Below are 16,752 nucleotides of genomic sequence, written 5' to 3'. Positions count from 1 at the left end.
AACAGCCTCCGCCATCATTACCTTGCAACTACACTACTCAGTCTGTGATTTTCGTATTCAGGATAACGGATAGAAGCAAATCTTCCCCTTCACAACGATAAAATCGTGAAAGGGAAGCCATTGGATGTCATATTAGAAGGTTATACGTACTGCTGTATTTGCATCGTCAGCGGTTATTCGCACGCCGAATTCATGTGAAGCTGCGGTACCATTCTCCACCTGAGGAGTCGAGAAGGCGCCTCTAAGCACGATACTCCATGCATGGCCACTAGCCGCAACCTCGCCGGATGTTGCGGCTTGAAGGACATTTCCGCTGCGCGTAACGGTAAGTACAAGCTCAGCCTTCGTTGTCGGATGATACACACGGGAAACGGCTTCATGTCCGTCTTCCAGCTCAAATAGATGGAACTCGCTGTGGGCTGTGTAATCGTAGTCTGGCTTCGCATCAACTGTCCCGACCGCTAGTAACGTGTTCGATCGAACGAGCAGTGGGATGCTCATGTAGTCATGATGCTCCTTGAACCAACGACTTCCTTCGACTTTCTCCCCGGTCAAGAAATGTGTCCACGTACCGGAAGGCAAGTAATAGGAGACAATACCTGACTCGTCGAAGATCGGTGCAACGAGAAGCGAATCCCCGATCATATACTGCCGATCTAGGTGATCACAAGTTGGATCTTTGGCGAATTCGAGTACCATTGCACGCATGAACGGCAATCCCAGTTGGGTGGCATCAACAGCCGTTTGGAACATATAAGGCATCAATTTGCTTTTGAGCTTAGTGAAGAATCGCAATACATCCACAGCTTCGTCATCGTACATCCACGGAACTCGGTATGAGCGGCTGCCGTGCAGGCGACTGTGGCTGGATAGCAGGCCAAATGCCGCCCAACGCTTGTATAGGTCTGTGCTGGAAGTACTTTCAAAGCCGCCGATATCATGGCTCCAGAATCCGAAGCCAGAAAGTCCTAAGGACAGGCCGCCTCGCAAGCTTTCGGCCATCGATTCGTACGTGGCTGTACAATCGCCACCCCAGTGTACAGGGAACTGCTGTCCTCCAGCTGTTGCAGAACGGGCAAACAAGGCAGCTTCACCTTTGCCAAGCTTCTCTTCCAGCACGCCAAAGACGACTTTGTTATACAGATGCGTATAATAGTTATGCATTTTAACAGGATCAGAACCGTCATGATACACAACATCGGTCGGAATGCGCTCGCCGAAGTCGGTTTTGAAGGAATCAACCCCCATATCCACGAGCTTCCTCAGCTTTCCAGCATACCATTCACACGCGGCAGGATTCGTAAAATCAACGATCCCCATACCTGGCTGCCACATATCCCACTGCCACACATCGCCGTTTGGTCGTTTCAGTAAGTAGCCATCCGCCATGCCTTCCTCAAACATCGGTGATCGCTGTGCAATATATGGATTAATCCACAGGCAAATTTTCAAACCTTTGTTTTTGAGGCGCTGCAGCATCTTCTCGGGCTCAGGGAAAATCCGTGTATCCCATTCAAAATCACACCAATGGAATTCGCGCATCCAGAAGCAATCGAAGTGGAAAACGTGCAGTGGCAGTTCACGCTCCGCCATCCCATCAATGAAGCTGGTAACCGTAGACTCATCGTAATTCGTCGTGAAGGAAGTCGTTAGCCAGAGACCGAATGTCCAAGCTGGCGGCAGGGCAGGCTTTCCGGTTAACGTCGTGTAATTGCCAAGGACTTCTTTCAAATTAGCGCCGCCAATAAGGAAATACTCCAAGTATTCGCCTTCCACACTAAATTGCACTTTCGATACTTTCTCGGAGGCAACCTCAAAGGAAACGTTCTCAGGATGATTGACGAAGACACCATACCCTTTATTGGTTACATAAAAAGGAATGTTTTTATAGGACTGCTCAGAATTGGTTCCGCCATCGCGGTTCCAAATATCAACGCTCTGACCATTTTTGACAAAAGAGGTAAATCGCTCGCCAAGTCCGTAAACGTTTTCACCAACGCCAAGATCAAGCTGGTCTCTGACATATGTGGTTCCGTGATCTGAGAGCACGTAGCCCATGTGTTTGAATCCGCTGGAAGTAAGCTTACGCCCCTTATAATCAAATTGCAGATGCCAGGGCTGGTCTCTTCGAATGCTTGCGCGCAGGCTGCCGCTGGTTAAGCTTGCTTCTAGTTGATTAGTCTCAATGTGAACTGCATGCCCCTCATCGGTATTAATCGAGAAATAAGGTCCGACTTGTTTTTTACCTTTATGATGAAAAATTTGCACGCGAATGACATCCTTGATTGGAGAGGACAATTTCACTTCAATAAGAGGCGTATCCAGCTCACCGGCACGGTCGATGATTGGCTTAGGCGGACCGAATAGGGTAAGCGAATGATCGGTTGTATAGGCATCATGTACTTCAACAGGACTAATAATCTGATATTCCTTACGTGTCATCCATTGACCATCACTAAATTTCAATGTTGCCATCTCCTCGTCATCGAATCATATAACGATATTGATAAAGTGAATTCATGTATAACAAAATAATACTAATAGTATGGTATATTTGTCTTGCAGAATGCTGACATTCATATATAACAATTTTGATATTAGGAGGCCTGGATCAATGAATTTGGAAAACTTGCATGAAGGACGAATTCATGGTGATCTCATGTTTCCGCTGAGTGTGTACCGTGTTGAAAAAGTAAATGACGTGTTCTTCAACTATCATTGGCATGAAGAAATCGAATTCATCTATATGACAGAAGGGAGCGCATCCTTCTATATAGGCTCGTCCATGACAGAACTGCTGCAAGGTGAAGCCTTGCTCATTCCAAGCGGGCAGCTGCATGCCTGTTATCCTTTGAATGAACAACCTGCGTATTTTCACGCGGTTGTATTCGACCCTCAGCTGCTCAGCAGCAGTGCTTACGATGTCATCCAAAGGAAATACATGCAACCGTGGATCGAACAACGATTGATCCTGCCTGGTCTCTATCGTTCAAAGGATAACTGGGAACAAGAGGTTCTGACACTATTAATGGACATTATCAAGCAATATGAGGAGACGCCGTTAGGCTATGAGTTGAAAATAAAAGCGGATTTGCTCGCTATATTTGCCGTATTGCTGCCACACGGTGACCCGTCTTCGGATCTGCCGCGCAGCTCCTCGCAAGCAGGCAAAATCGAGCGAATTAAGCCGGTGCTCTACTATATGCATGAGCATTATCAAGAGCGCATTCTCATTCCAGAGCTGGCTTCCTTGATACCAATGAGTGAGGGGCATTTCTGTCGCTTTTTCAAAGCGATCGTCAAAAAGACACCCATCGAATATCTCAACTTTTATCGAGTCGAGAAAGCGATGAAGTGTCTGGAAGATCCCAAGATCCGAATTATTGATGTAGCCAGTGAGGTGGGCTTTGAGAGCCCTAGTTATTTTATCAAAACGTTTAAGGCGCTTAAACAGATGACACCGACGGAATATCGGAAAATGGTTACAGCCCGAGATGCATCATCTTCCGACATTCCAAAGGCGTTTGCGAAGTAACTTGCTTGAATACCCGCCCAAAGTGAGCGACACTATCGAATCCGGCTTGCTCGGCGATGTGAATGACCTTTAGCTTCGTCTCCCTCAGCAGCCGCTGTGCTTCACGGATACGGATGTTATTCAAGTACTCGACGAAGGAGAAACCGGTTGTTTCCTTGAAGGAACGGCAGAAGTAGCTGGGACTTATATGGAATTTCTCTGAAATGGACGCCAAACTGAGTCGCTCCTGGAAATGTTCATTGATAAAGCTGACAATCTCAAAAATTTTGGGATTATGTGCCTGCGGGTGCTCTTCCGTAGGACCTTGCTGATCAATCAGCCGTGTACAAAAGACGAGTAATTGCGTGAGCAGCGCTTTGCTATTCAGCTCCCAGCCTTTTTGGCCTTGCTGCTGTTCGCGTATTAAGCTAAAGAGAAGATTCTCGACGAGTGTACGATTCGCACCTGATAGTGAGAAAATGATTTGCTTTTGCCGAAAAGGAGCCAACGCGAGTTCATGATTATCATGAACTGCCGCACTGATCCAGGTGTCATTGAAACTCAATAAAATACGTTCATGCGGCATCGTATTGGCGTCGAGCGTTTTGTGAAGTTTATTTTTATTGATAAAAACGAGATCACCCTCTTGCATCAAATAAGAGCGATCCTGGATGAAATAGTAACGTTTGCCACTGAGCAAATAATAAATTTCGTAATGGTCATGAAAATGATTTACTGGCATGGAGTAGGATTGCTCCCTGCGCAGTCGTTCAATCTCGTAATGAATCAACGTGGACACCTCTCTGATTCTCAATATCTGTTCTATTTTACAGCAATATATGCAAGGAAATAAAGTGATTAAGTAATATTTGATTAGAAACGCAACAAATATTGTATTAATCTTGCTGTAAGGCTTGTTAAGGTTTTTAATCGAGAGGGGCATGGTGACCAAATGAAAAAAACACGTTATGCGATTGTAGGTACCGGAGGACGCGCTGAATTCTTCTATGGTTCTATGGTGAAGGATTTTCAAGATACATCGGAGCTAGTTGCGATTTGTGATATTAATCAAACACGCATGAATTTTACGAATGACTTGCTTGCTACGAAGTATGAATATCATGCTGTTCCTACGTATAAGGCTGACCAATTCGAAGAAATGATTCGTCAAGAAAAGCCGGACGCGATTATTGTAACAACAGTTGACCGTACGCATCACACGTACATTATCAAAGCGATGGAGCTCGGTTGCGATGTTATTTCAGAGAAACCGATGACAGTTGATGAAGAGAAATGCCAAGAAATTCTTGATGCGATCAAACGGACAGGCAAACAACTTCGCGTGACTTTTAACTACCGTTACGCGCCACATAATACGAAAATTCGTGAGTTAATTATGGATGGAACGATTGGCGATGTGCACTCTGTCCATTTCGAATGGTTGCTAAATACGGAGCATGGTGCCGATTATTTCCGCAGATGGCATCGCGATAAACGCAATGGTGGCGGCTTGCTCGTGCATAAGTCGACCCACCATTTTGATCTCGTTAACTTCTGGTTAGGGACACAGCCTGAGACGGTTTTTGCTATGGGTGACTTGATGTTCTACGGGAAAGCCAATGCCGAGAAGCGTGGAGAAACAAAGTTTTATCAACGTGCAACAGGGAATGCGTATGCGAAAGAGGATCCTTTTGCGTTGCATCTGGACAGCAATCCGAATCTGAAAGGGTTATATTTGGACGCTGAGCATGAGGATGGTTATCAACGTGATCAAAGCGTGTTTGGTGACGGAATCTCCATCGAAGATACAATGGGTGTGATGGTGAAATATAAAAACAAAGCGATTCTTACTTATTCCCTGAATGCGTATTTACCTTGGGAAGGCTTCAATGTGAATATTAACGGCAGCAAGGGACGTATTGAAATGAAAGTTGTCGAGAAATCCTACGTGAACTCCGGCGGTGAAAAAGCAGATGAGGGTGCATTGAAAGCAAAAACGATTACTGTATTCCCGATGTTTGCGGCACCGTATGAAGTGGAAATCGAAGAAGGTGTTGGCGGTCACGGCGGCGGAGATCCTGTGTTGTTGAAAGATATCTTTGATAAGCCATCTGATGACCGTTTCAATCGTGCAGCTTCGCATGTGGACGGAGCGATGTCGATTCTAACAGGTATTGCTGGAAATATCTCACTACGTACAGGGCAACCGGTTGCTGTTGATAAGCTCGTTAAATTTTAAGATTTGACGGAGGAAAGAAGCATGTGGAATCCGGATGCTAGCATGGAGAAGCTCTACCATTCCTTCGCACTGAAACGCGAGCAGCAGCGTGCGGAATGGGCAGAACTGACGAAGGATCAAATGAAAAAGCGATTGGCGAGTTCCTTAGCAGTGCCAATGGAAGGGCAGGACGAGCTTCGTCCTGTTCTTCTTGAACGTGTGGAGCTGGGTGATCACATTCGTGAACGAATTGAATTCGGTACGATGTGGGGTTTTCGAGTTCCTTGTTATGTGCTGCTGCCCAAAGGAGCATCGGGAAAATTACCTGCCGTACTCGCGTTGCACGGGCATGGTTTTGGCAGCAGACAGATCGTTGGTCTGAGAGCTGATGGCACTGCCCATATAGGGGCGCCGGATCTCCATGGGAACTATGCCTTGGAAATGGTGAGACGAGGCTTCGTAGTTGTCGTTCCGGAAATCATTGGGTTCGGTGATCGGCGGTTGGAAGCTGACCAACGTGATGGGCAAGTCGGCAATTCGTCTTGTCAGACGCTAGCCTCCCATCTTTTACTATATGGACTATCATTGGCTGGACTGCGTGTACAAGAAGCGATGCGAGCGCTCGATTATTTGGTATCGCGTGACGAGGTAGATGCTAGTCGAATCGGGTGCTTCGGCTTCTCAGGGGGCGGGCTGCTCGCTGCGTATACCGCCGCTTTGGATGAGCGCATCCAGGCTACGGTTCTATGTGCGTTTACGAATACATTCAAAGGCAGTATTATGGCTATGCGCCATTGTATCGACAACTACCTGCCAAGTGCGCTTAACTACGCAGAGCTTCCTGAATTGATCGGTTTACTTGCACCGCGCCCTTTATTCATTGCTTCGGGTAGACGGGACCCCATATTTCCAATTGAAACCGTGGAAACGGCCGTCGCCTATTTGAAACAAGTGTATGCGGATGTTAGCGCTAGTGAGCGATTAGGTGTACATCTCTATGAAGGTGCGCATGAAGTAAATGGGAGTCAGGCGTATCCATGGTTGGTTAAAAATTTGTAAATATAAATAGAAAGACTACTGAACATGGTTCAGTAGTCTTTTTTGTCATTTATTTTACGCTTTGACGGACGATACTCTCAATAATCAATTTGTGTCCAACCACGACTCCAAGACGAATGACACCTGTTGTTCTTCCGGAAATGATGTGGCGATGTCCATCTGCAATGTTAGTTGAAATTTGAAAACGATGAAAATGGTTCGGTCCAGTACCGATGTTGAGGCCAGTACGGCCAGAATAGGAATGACGATGCCCGTCAGCAGTAGTCGTAATGCCTTGGAAGGTGTGGCGGTGTCTGCCATCCTCTGGGATTACAATATCACTTAAATTACCAAAGGAATGCCGATGGTTCTCTACACGTGACGTTAAGCCCTCCATGCGATGTCTGAACTGTACGGACCCGCCGGATCCTTGCTTGATTCTTGCCATATTTCTATCATCCTTTCAATAAGAGATGATATTAAGATATGCAAATCATAGTGGACTGGCTTGGTCAAATGGCTTGCAAATGCGAAAATTAGCGAATCCGGGCATTATTTGTTTTCTGTACCATTCAGTCGTGGAGAATCATATTTGCGTATTTCTTCCCGCCAGGAGAGGAAGCCGTTTTCCATGGCTCTAATCAACATTTCTGCGGTACCTAGATTAGTAGCAAGGGGGATTTGTTGAACATCACAGAGGCGAAGGAGGGCTGTAATATCGGGTTCATGCCCCAATGCAGAGATCGGATCGCGAAAAAAGATAAGTAAGTCAATATCATCCATCGCAATCATCGCGCCGATCTGCTGATCCCCGCCAAATGGACCTGAGCGCAAGCGAATGACATCGAGCTTGGCGGCTTCACTAATTCTTCTTCCTGTAGTACCTGTAGCATAAAGCTGGTGCTTTTGGAAAATATGCTTATAAGCAATGACAAAGTCCACGAGCAAGTTCTTGTAAACATCATGCGCGACAAGTGCAATATTCATTTTCTCTCCGCCTCTTTATTTTATATGTAATATAATCTGACGTTGATGTGAGTGTGAGTACAGATTAACTTAAAATTTTATTAATTTCAATCATTATTTTGAAAAATTCAGTCATTTAGTTGTCTTTGATTCGCAAATATTAACAATTGTGTCACATTTTCTAACATAATAGAGGTGCGGTGTTTGAATCTTCCTTATTAGATCTAACTATGCTAACCTGTTAGGATAATCAACAAGGGGTGAGTTCCTTGAAACGAGTACTTATTACAGGTTATAAGGCGAATGAGCTGGGGATATTCTCGTTGAAGCATCCTGGCATTCCCATAATTAAAAAAGCAATTCAAAAGCGGCTCATCGCCTTATTGGATGATGGACTTGAATGGGTTGTCGTCAGTGGTCAATGGGGCGTAGAGCTGTGGGCGGCAGAGGCTGTGCTTGAACTGAGAGAGAGCACGCATCCAGAATTGAAGCTAGCAGTGATTACTCCTTTTCTGGAGCAGGAAGAGAAATGGAGCGATGATAAGAAAGGCTGCTATGCGAGCGTTATGCAGCGTGCTAATTACGTGAACAGTGTAACGAAGACCAAGTATGAGGGACCGTGGCAGTTCAAGGAGCGGGACAAGTTTCTCCTGCGCAACTCAGATGGCATCTTGCTTGTCTATGATGAAGAGACAGAAGGCTCTCCGAAGTTTATGAAGCTCCAGGCAGCTCAAATCGCGGCGAATCATACGTATCCGATTATGACGATCAATGCTTTTGATTTGCAAAATGTAGCTGAGGATGAACCGGGGGATTACCCTGGTGACATGCAGGATGACCTGCCAGGCGAATCGAACAGTAACAGTAGCGGCGGAGATAAATGGCATTACGATGATGATATCTAACGGGAAGTGGCTGGACTGGATGGGTTGTAAACCTTGAGGCAGCCACTTTTATTTGTGTTTGTTAATTTCCCCTCTAGCGGTTCCCCTGCCGGCCACTTGCCACTCTAACTCCCCATCGAGCAACTTAAATGGAATTTCTACAGTTAATTCTGTGGTTTGGAGCCAATTTCGAGAATTAAATGGAATTTATGATGTTATTTTTATGTAAATAGCTGATATCAGCGGTCTCGGCTGAAATTAGCTGTAGCTTTTCCAGTTAATGGTTCGAACTTGCAGATAGTCCGAGAATTAACTGGAGTTTTTCCAGTTATTAATGAAATGAGAGCCATGAAAGCTGACAATGCAATGAATCATAGGGCTGCGCTCAGGGTTAACCCCCTTACAGCAGCTCTTTTCTTCATTTTCAGAATTATAAAGGAAGACAAACAAAGATAAAGACAATCGAAAACAAAACAAATAACACATTTGCTACCATTAGGAACCTACTTTTCCCACAAGAAAACAAACATAAAAATAATGATTCAAAAATAAACAAAGATGTGTTACGATGAAACCATCAAAAACAAACACATACTCATGGGATGTAAAACTTAGGAGGGTACTTAAATGGTTGCGAATTTATGGGAAGCATCAAAAGCAAATGCTGTATCGAAAGGCGTAGAGGAAATTGTTTATCGTTCTAATTTATTAGGCACGGATCGCGCTGTATGTAACTGGGGCGGCGGCAACACCTCTTACAAAACAATCGAGAAGGATTTCCGTGGTCGCGATGTTGAAGTGATGTGGGTCAAAGGAAGCGGTTCCGACCTTGGCACGATGAAAGCAAAGAATTTCACAGGTCTTCGCATGGAAGATATTCGTCCTTTGATCGAGCGTGACGAAATGTCCGATGAAGAAATGGTTGCTTACCTTGCAAACTGTATGATCGACAGCAAACATCCGCGTGCTTCCATTGAGACGCTTTTACATGCTTTCTTACCATTCAAGAACGTTGACCATACACATCCGGATGCGATTATCTCGCTCTGCTGCGCACACAATGGACGTGAGCTTGCGAAAGAAATTTACGGCGACCGTTTCGTGTGGGTACCTTATGTACGTCCTGGCTTTACACTTTCCAAAATGATCGCTGAAGGCGTTCGCAACAATCCAAAAGCTGAGCTTGTGCTTATGGAGAAGCATGGTTTAGTGACTTGGGGCGAAACGTCCGAAGAAAGCTACTTGAAAACAATTGCCATCATCAATGAGGCAGCAAGCTTCATCGAAGCTCGCGTGAACGAAGCAAACCTATACGGCGGTTCCAAATACGAATCCCTTAGCGTTGAAGCTCGCAGCGAACTATTGGCTCAAGTTCTTCCGATCGTACGCGGTGCAGTTAGCAACGAGAAGAAAATGATCCTCACCATTGACAGTGCAGACGATGTGCTTCAATTTGTAAATAGCCGCGAAGCTGCTGTTCTTTCCCAAGTAGGAGCAGCTTGTCCAGATCACCTTGTTCATACGAAAATGAAGCCACTATATATCGACTGGAATCCGACAACTGGTGACGCAGCAAGCTTAACAGAAGCTTTGAAAGCCGGTATCGAAGCATACAAAGAAGAGTACAAAGCTTATTTTGACCGTAACAAAAATGAAGGCGACGTTATCAATGAAGCAGCTCCGCGTGTTATCCTTATTCCTGGTATCGGGATGATCAACACAGGTAAAAGCTGGGCAATGGCACAAATTAGCGGCGCGCTTTACCACCGTGCAATTTCCGTTATGAGAGGCGCTACAGCTCTTGGAACGTTCGTTTCCTTAAGCGAAAATGAATCCTATAATGTTGAGTACTGGCCTCTTGAACTTTATAAATTAACATTGGCTCCTGCAGAAGCTGAATTCTCCCGTCAAATCGCGTTCATCACTGGCGGCGCGGGCGGAATCGGAAGCGTAACAGCTCGTCAATTCTTGAGAGATGGCGCGCATGTTGTATTGGCTGACCTGAATCTTGAAGGTGCACAGAAGCTTGCAACTGAATTGAACGAACAATATGGCGAAAACAGAGCAATTGCTGTTCGCATGGACGTAACAAAGGAAGAGGAAGTAGTGGCAGCGTTCCGTGAATCCATCCTTAGCTACGGCGGAATCGATATTATCGTGAATAACGCTGGACTTGCGACTTCCAGTCCTTTTGACGAAACTTCGCTTAAAGAGTGGAACCTGAACATGAACGTTCTTAGCACAGGGTATTTCCTTGTAGCCAGAGAAGCGTTTAAAATTATGAAAACACAAAAAGTTGGCGGCAGCATGGTATTTGTAGGCTCCAAGAACTCCGTATTCGCTGGGAAAAATGCGTCCGCATACTCCACTGCAAAAGCGGCAGAGATTCACTTGGCTCGTTGTATCGCGGCAGAAGGCGGCGAATTCGGAATTCGCGTGAACTCCGTATTGCCTGATGCTATTCTACAAGGCTCTGCGATTTGGAACTCCGGCTGGCGCAATGAGCGTGCTGCGGCTTACGGAATCGAACCAGATCAACTGGAAGAGCACTACCGTAAAAGAACAACATTGCTCGTTAACATTTTCCCGAAAGATGTGGCAGAAGCAATCGTGTACTTCGCATCATCCAAAGCAGCAAAAACAACAGGTTGCATGATCACTGTTGATGGTGGCGTACCTGCTGCCTTCACGCGCTAATTCATCTATATTAGGAGGCAATAAACCGATGAGCGACAAAGCCTACGCATTATTCGAAGAGCAACAAGCCCTAAGAGGCATTGATATAGCAGCAGTCAAAGCGAAGCTGAAAGCATTGAAAGTAGAGACACCTTCATGGGGCTACGGAGATTCCGGCACACGCTTTAAAGTCTACAAACAAACAGGCGTACCGCGTAATCCCTTCGAGAAATTCGAAGATGCGGCGCAAGTGCACAAACTGACGGGTGTTTGCCCGTCGGTTGCGATCCACATCCCATGGGATAAAGTAGATGACTACGCAAAGCTGAAGCAGCATGCTTCGGATCTCGGCGTTTCCATCGGTGCGGTAAACCCGAACCTTTTCCAAGAAGATGATTATATCTTCGGAAGTGTAACGAACTCGAATGCTGCGATTCGTCGCAAAGCAACGGACCACCTGTTGGAGTGCGTAGACATTGCCAAAACTGTGGGTTCTGATGTGTTGAGTTTATGGTTCGCAGATGGTTCCAACTACCCTGGTCAAGTGGACATTCGTGCGCGTAAAGCATGGATGTATGAGTCACTGAAAGAAATGTACAATGCTATGACACCAAGCATGCGCATGTTGATCGAATACAAATTCTACGAGCCAGCTTTCTACCACACAGATCTTGCTGACTGGGGTATGGCGTTCAATTTGGCGAACAAATTGGGTCCTCAAGCAGAAGTGCTTGTTGATACAGGTCATCACCCGCAAGGAACGAATATCGAGCATATCGTGACGTACTTGTTGGATGAAAATAAACTAGGTGGATTCCACTTCAACTCCCGCAAGTACGGGGATGATGATCTGATCGTTGGGTCTGTGAATCCGTATGAATTGTTCCTAATTTTTTACCAAATCATTGATGCAGCGAATGACAAGAATCCACAGATTCGTCAAGCAGCCAATAATATCGCTTATATGATTGACCAAAGCCATAATATCGAGCGTAAAATCCCAGCGATGCTGCGTTCCGTACTTAACGTACAAACGCAATATGCCAAAGCACTTCTAATTAACCTCGAAGAAGTTAGGGCTGCGCAAGAGAATCAAGATGTTTTGGGCGCCGAAGATGCGGTTCGCAAAGCATTTGAATTCGATGTTACGCCTCTGCTTCAAGCGGTTCGTGAGGACATGGGAGTGCCAGCAGATCCAATGAAAGCTTACTTGGCAAGCGGCTACGACGAGAAAATTAACGCGCGTGGCAAAGGCGGTGCAAGCTGGTGAGTATCCCATCGACTGTTCTAGCCTTTGATTTGGGAGCAAGCAGCGGCAGAGCGATCGTCGGACGTCTTGATTCTGAAGCGGGCCGGATAACGATCGAGGAAATTCACCGCTTTTCGAATGATCCGGTGCAGGTGGGCAACCACCTTCACTGGGACATTTTGCGGTTGCTTCACGAGCTGAAGCAAGGCATTTTACAAACAAAGCATCTGGGTTATTCAAATATCGAAAGCTTGGCGATAGATTCATGGGCAGTTGATTTCGGACTATTGGCTGCAAACGGTGAGCTGTTAGGGAATCCATATCATTACAGGGATCATCACACGGACGGTATCATGAGCGAAGTAATGGATATCGTCGGACGTGAAAAGCTGTATGCGCTAACAGGGCTGCAGTTTTTGCAATTCAACTCCATTTTCCAGCTCTATGCGATCCAAAAAAGCAATCCCGATTTGCTGAGCAGAGCGGAAACATTTCTAATGATTCCAGACCTGCTGCGTTACTTCTTAACAGGTGAAAAGCATAGCGAATATACCAATGCTACGACGACTCAGTTATTTAATGCGACTAGCTTAACCTGGGACATGGAACTAATTGGCGAGCTTGGGCTTCCAGCGGATATCTTCTTGAAACCCGTTGCTTCAGGAACACGAGTAGGTGCGCTGAGTCCAGCTGTTTGTGAAGAACTGGATGTTCCTTCCATTCCTGTGATCGCCGTTGGCGAGCATGATACAGCGTCTGCCGTTGTAGCCGTTCCTGCGCTAGATGATGACTTTGCCTTCCTCAGCTGTGGAACATGGTCATTGTTAGGTACAGAGACGAATGCGCCTGTGCTCACTGAACAAGCCTTAGCGTGGAACTTCACGAATGAAGGCGGCGTGTACGGCACGAACCGCTTATTGAAGAACATTATGGGCTTATGGCTCATTCAAGAATGTAAGCGGACGTGGGAAAAGGAAGGCAAGACAGCTAGCTTCGCTGAACTTGTGAAGCAAGCGGAAGTCGTGAAGCCATTCCAATTCTTCATCGATCCGGATGACGATATGTTCCTTAACCCTGCACATATGCCGAAACAAATTCAGCAATATTGTCGTGACACGCAGCAAGCGGTACCTCGAACCGATGGTGAAATCGTGCGTTGCATCATGGAAAGCTTAGCGCTGAAATATCGCTTTATTTTGGAGCGTACAGAGCAGCTTTCTGGTAAAACATATCGCGGTCTTCACATCGTTGGCGGCGGGATTCAAAATGAGCTGCTTTGCCAATTCACATCGAACGCTACACAGCGAGAGGTATGGGCGGGACCAGTAGAGGGTAGTGCCTTAGGAAACCTTGTAGTACAATGGATAGCACTAGGGTATATCGCGAATTTGCGCGAAGCCAGGAAGCTGATTCGGAATTCGTTCCCGGTCAAAACGTATCATCCAGCGGATGGCGCGGGTTGGCAGGCAGCGTATGCAGTGTTTTGTCAAGTGGCCTCCCGATCGACGGTGAAATGAGGGGTAACGATGCTGGTAGCGGAAAGATGGCAGAGAATCATTCAATTGGTAAATGAAAGAGGAAGTATTCGGGTGACCGAGCTAAGCGAGCTGTGTCAGGTCACGGAAGAAACGATTCGACGTGACTTGGATCGGTTAGAAGCCGAAGGAAAGCTCATGCGCAGCCATGGCGGTGCGGTGAGTGTGAAGGAGGCGCAGACCGAAGTTCCTTTTATGGAGCGGGAGACGGCTCACGCGGATTTCAAGAATAGCATTGCGAAGGAAGCTGTTTCACATATTCAGGAGGGGGACCGCATCATTCTCGATGCGAGTACTACGGCTTGGTATATGGCGAAAATGATTCCAGATATGGCGATTACCATCATCACCAATTCGATGAAGGTGGCCTTGGAGGTAAGCAGCAAAGAGAAGATTCAAGTCATCTCCACGGGCGGCTTGCTTTCTCCGAAGTCTTTATCCTACGTGGGTCCCTTATCGGAGAGATCCTTGGATATGTACCATGCGCATAAGCTTTTCCTCTCATGCAAAGGGGTTCACGTGCAGCGAGGGATCAGCGAATCGAATGAGCTTCAAGCGTTGATTAAACGCAAAATGATCAGCATCGCAGACGAAACGTATCTGCTGGCTGACCATAGTAAATTCGGCATGCAAGACTTAACACAAGTCGCAGATTGGTCCGACATTCAACATGTGATTACGGATCGACTTACTAGCAAGGATGCGCTCGAGCGCATTCGCGACAAAGGCGTGCATGTTCGCCAATTGGATTAGCATACAAACAGCCGTCCCACGTGATGTGGGGCGGCTGTTTGTATGCTGACTTACTAATCCCAATAACTTATTTGCATTCCTACCTTTTCCTGACTAGTATATCATTAAACGACTAATTGATGTTGGAAGGAGTAAAAAGGCGATGCGAATAGGTGTTATAGCAGATACTCATTTATCTTATCAAGCACAGAAGCTGCCCGATGCTCTTATAGCAGGCTTACAAGGTGTCGATCTGATTATTCATGCAGGAGATTGGGTAAGTGAGCATGTCATCGAGCTTGTCGAGCAGATTGCGCCGTGTGAATCTGTGGCTGGTAATAATGATGGTGAAGACATTGTGGAGAGGTTTGGGAAAAAGAAACTATTAACCTTCGGTAATTTCCGCGTAGGACTTATCCATGGGGATGGCTTCCGGAAAACGACAGAGGTAAGAGCTCGTGAAGCATTCGAAGTTGAGCGGCCTGATATGGTGATTTTTGGACACTCGCATATTCCGTACCTGCAAAATGTTCAAGGGACGATCATGTTCAATCCTGGTTCACCTACGGATAAAAGAAGACAGCCTCGCTACTCGTATGGGATTCTCCAATTAGGGGAGCAATGGAAGGCTGAACATTTCTATTTTGATTCGAAACAATAGCCTGCATTGACACGATAGTTATCCAGTAAATAAAGCCCGATAGGCTCATCTGAGCTTATCGGGCTTTCACTGTTTCTATCGCACATACCATTCGCCGGAAACCCAATCTGTCGATTTCCATTTCAGAACGTCCGGGTTCGCCAGATGCATAATCTCCTTCAGAAAATCGAGCTGCTCGAGATCGGTCATTGGTGTGAAGTTGTTAGCAATGGCCAGATTCTGTTCGAGCTGTTCCATAGACTCCATGCCTACAATGGCAGTTGAGATCGGTAAGGACAATGTATACCGCAATGCTTTCTCATACCACGGCGCTAATTTACCAAGCGCCATGACCTTCATGCCGATGATTGCGATGCCTTTGTTATTGGCCTTCGGCAGAAATTCATGAGCAAAGCTATAGACGAGGTGATCAGCCGCAGACAGTGCGACAAGTGCGCTATCGAACGGATAGCGGTCAATCGCTTCCAGCTGGACCCGAGGATTCGTATGACCACTGATCGAGATATGCTTAATCATGCCTTGTTCTTTCGCTTCGATCAGGGCCTCAAGTGCTCCGCCTTTGGCAAAGCATTGTTCAAGCTCCTCCATTTTCATAATGTTATGTAGACGCCATTCCTCGACATGATCTGTTTGCAGACGCTTCAGGCTTTCTTCGAGAAGCCGCAAGGAGCCATCTCTCGTGCGATCATTGGTCTTGGTGGCAATCCACACCTCATCCCTGCGGTTTTGTAGAGCAAGTGCTTTGCCTAAGCGCTCTTCCGACTGCCCCTTGGAATAGCTTGGCGCAGTATCATAATAAGTAATTCCCTCGTCAATAGCACGGTTCACAATCTGAATCGCTTGTTCCTCCGTACAATTATGTTCATCTACAATACGCTGAGCGCCAAAGCTTAATAGTGGGAAATGTGCTCCCGTCGAGCCAAACGGTCTTTTCTCCAATCCAATCATTCCTCCTACAATGGCATGCTGAAGTTGTACTGTCCTATCGTTCCCAAAATGAATACCAAGACATACCAATTCTATCACATATGATTTGAATTTCGTTAGAGAGCGAAACAAGCAGGAATTCAACTTATCTCCATGTAACTTAAAAGGAAGAGCTAATCGTCAAGATTCGACCTAATTAGTTCGAAATCATGAACGAATGGGTCTTTAGACCTAATATTTTTGTGAAAAAGGATTGTGGTAATGTGCAATTAAACTTATTATGAATATAGGACTCATTTACTGTCGAAAGCTTGGTCGAACAAGTTGAAATACATAATCGATTACTTGAAGA

14 protein-coding genes are annotated in these 16,752 nt (G+C 46.0%); 9 read left to right on the top strand and 5 right to left on the bottom strand.

The features are described from left to right. Positions 1-132: 132 nt before the first annotated feature. Positions 133-2,466: an alpha-xylosidase gene (gene yicI, locus AC58QG_RS13390; RefSeq protein WP_497362512.1), complete on the bottom strand. Its 2,334-nt coding sequence runs from the start codon at positions 2,464-2,466 to the stop codon at positions 133-135. Positions 2,467-2,614: 148 nt separating this feature from the next. Here yicI and AC58QG_RS13385 point away from each other — a divergent pair, with 148 nt between their 5' ends. Then, positions 2,615-3,535 carry an AraC family transcriptional regulator gene (locus tag AC58QG_RS13385; protein WP_497362511.1) on the top strand — a complete coding sequence of 307 codons (921 nt, stop codon included), beginning with the start codon at positions 2,615-2,617 and terminating at the stop codon, positions 3,533-3,535. Here the strand turns inward: AC58QG_RS13385 and AC58QG_RS13380 are convergent. Continuing rightward, the gene (locus AC58QG_RS13380) at positions 3,483-4,313 is read right to left on the bottom strand and encodes a helix-turn-helix domain-containing protein (protein ID WP_497362510.1); all 831 of its coding nucleotides are present in this window, start codon (positions 4,311-4,313) and stop codon (positions 3,483-3,485) included. The two genes, AC58QG_RS13385 and AC58QG_RS13380, sit on opposite strands and share 53 nt — an antisense overlap. Positions 4,314-4,466: 153 nt before the next feature. Here AC58QG_RS13380 and AC58QG_RS13375 point away from each other — a divergent pair, with 153 nt between their 5' ends. Next, positions 4,467-5,753, top strand: coding sequence for a Gfo/Idh/MocA family oxidoreductase (locus AC58QG_RS13375; protein WP_497362509.1), 1,287 nt, complete (start codon positions 4,467-4,469; stop codon positions 5,751-5,753). 21 nt (positions 5,754-5,774) lie between these two features. Further along, positions 5,775-6,791, top strand: coding sequence for a dienelactone hydrolase family protein (locus AC58QG_RS13370; protein ID WP_497362508.1), 1,017 nt, complete (start codon positions 5,775-5,777; stop codon positions 6,789-6,791). Positions 6,792-6,840: 49 nt separating this feature from the next. Here the strand turns inward: AC58QG_RS13370 and AC58QG_RS13365 are convergent, their stop codons facing one another. Beyond that, entirely contained in the window at positions 6,841-7,218 is a 378-nt protein-coding gene (locus AC58QG_RS13365) for a YmaF family protein (protein ID WP_497362507.1), read from the bottom strand. Between the two features lie 104 nt (positions 7,219-7,322). Then, positions 7,323-7,757 carry a methylglyoxal synthase gene (locus AC58QG_RS13360; RefSeq protein ID WP_056616729.1) on the bottom strand — a complete coding sequence of 145 codons (435 nt, stop codon included), beginning with the start codon at positions 7,755-7,757 and terminating at the stop codon, positions 7,323-7,325. Between the two features lie 248 nt (positions 7,758-8,005). On the opposite strand from AC58QG_RS13360, the gene AC58QG_RS13355 reads away from it, so the two are divergent. From AC58QG_RS13355 to AC58QG_RS13330, 6 genes are all read left to right on the top strand, one after another. Beyond that, positions 8,006-8,641: an SLOG family protein gene (locus AC58QG_RS13355; RefSeq protein WP_497362506.1), complete on the top strand. Its 636-nt coding sequence runs from the start codon at positions 8,006-8,008 to the stop codon at positions 8,639-8,641. Between the two features lie 606 nt (positions 8,642-9,247). After that, positions 9,248-11,317: a bifunctional aldolase/short-chain dehydrogenase gene (locus AC58QG_RS13350; protein ID WP_497362505.1), complete on the top strand. Its 2,070-nt coding sequence runs from the start codon at positions 9,248-9,250 to the stop codon at positions 11,315-11,317. Positions 11,318-11,345: 28 nt separating this feature from the next. Continuing rightward, entirely contained in the window at positions 11,346-12,566 is a 1,221-nt protein-coding gene (gene rhaI, locus AC58QG_RS13345) for an L-rhamnose isomerase (protein WP_497362504.1), read from the top strand. Further along, positions 12,560-14,062, top strand: a complete 1,503-nt coding sequence (gene rhaB / locus AC58QG_RS13340) for a rhamnulokinase (protein ID WP_497362850.1) — start codon at positions 12,560-12,562, stop codon at positions 14,060-14,062. The genes rhaI and rhaB overlap by 7 nt, the downstream gene beginning before the upstream one ends. Before the next feature lie 9 nt (positions 14,063-14,071). Beyond that, positions 14,072-14,833 (top strand): DeoR/GlpR family DNA-binding transcription regulator, encoded by a 762-nt coding sequence (locus AC58QG_RS13335; protein ID WP_497362503.1) that lies wholly within the window; start codon positions 14,072-14,074, stop codon positions 14,831-14,833. A 142-nt stretch (positions 14,834-14,975) separates the two neighbouring features. Then, on the top strand, positions 14,976-15,473 hold the full coding sequence (locus tag AC58QG_RS13330; protein ID WP_497362502.1) for a metallophosphoesterase family protein: 498 nt from the start codon (positions 14,976-14,978) through the stop codon (positions 15,471-15,473). A 75-nt stretch (positions 15,474-15,548) separates the two neighbouring features. Here AC58QG_RS13330 and AC58QG_RS13325 read toward each other — a convergent pair whose 3' ends face one another. Further along, positions 15,549-16,412, bottom strand: coding sequence for an aldo/keto reductase (locus AC58QG_RS13325; RefSeq protein ID WP_497362501.1), 864 nt, complete (start codon positions 16,410-16,412; stop codon positions 15,549-15,551). Positions 16,413-16,752 lie beyond the last annotated feature (340 nt).

Source organism: Paenibacillus sp. J22P169 (assembly GCF_059691995.1).
This window is presented reverse-complemented; position numbering and strand designations above follow the sequence as displayed.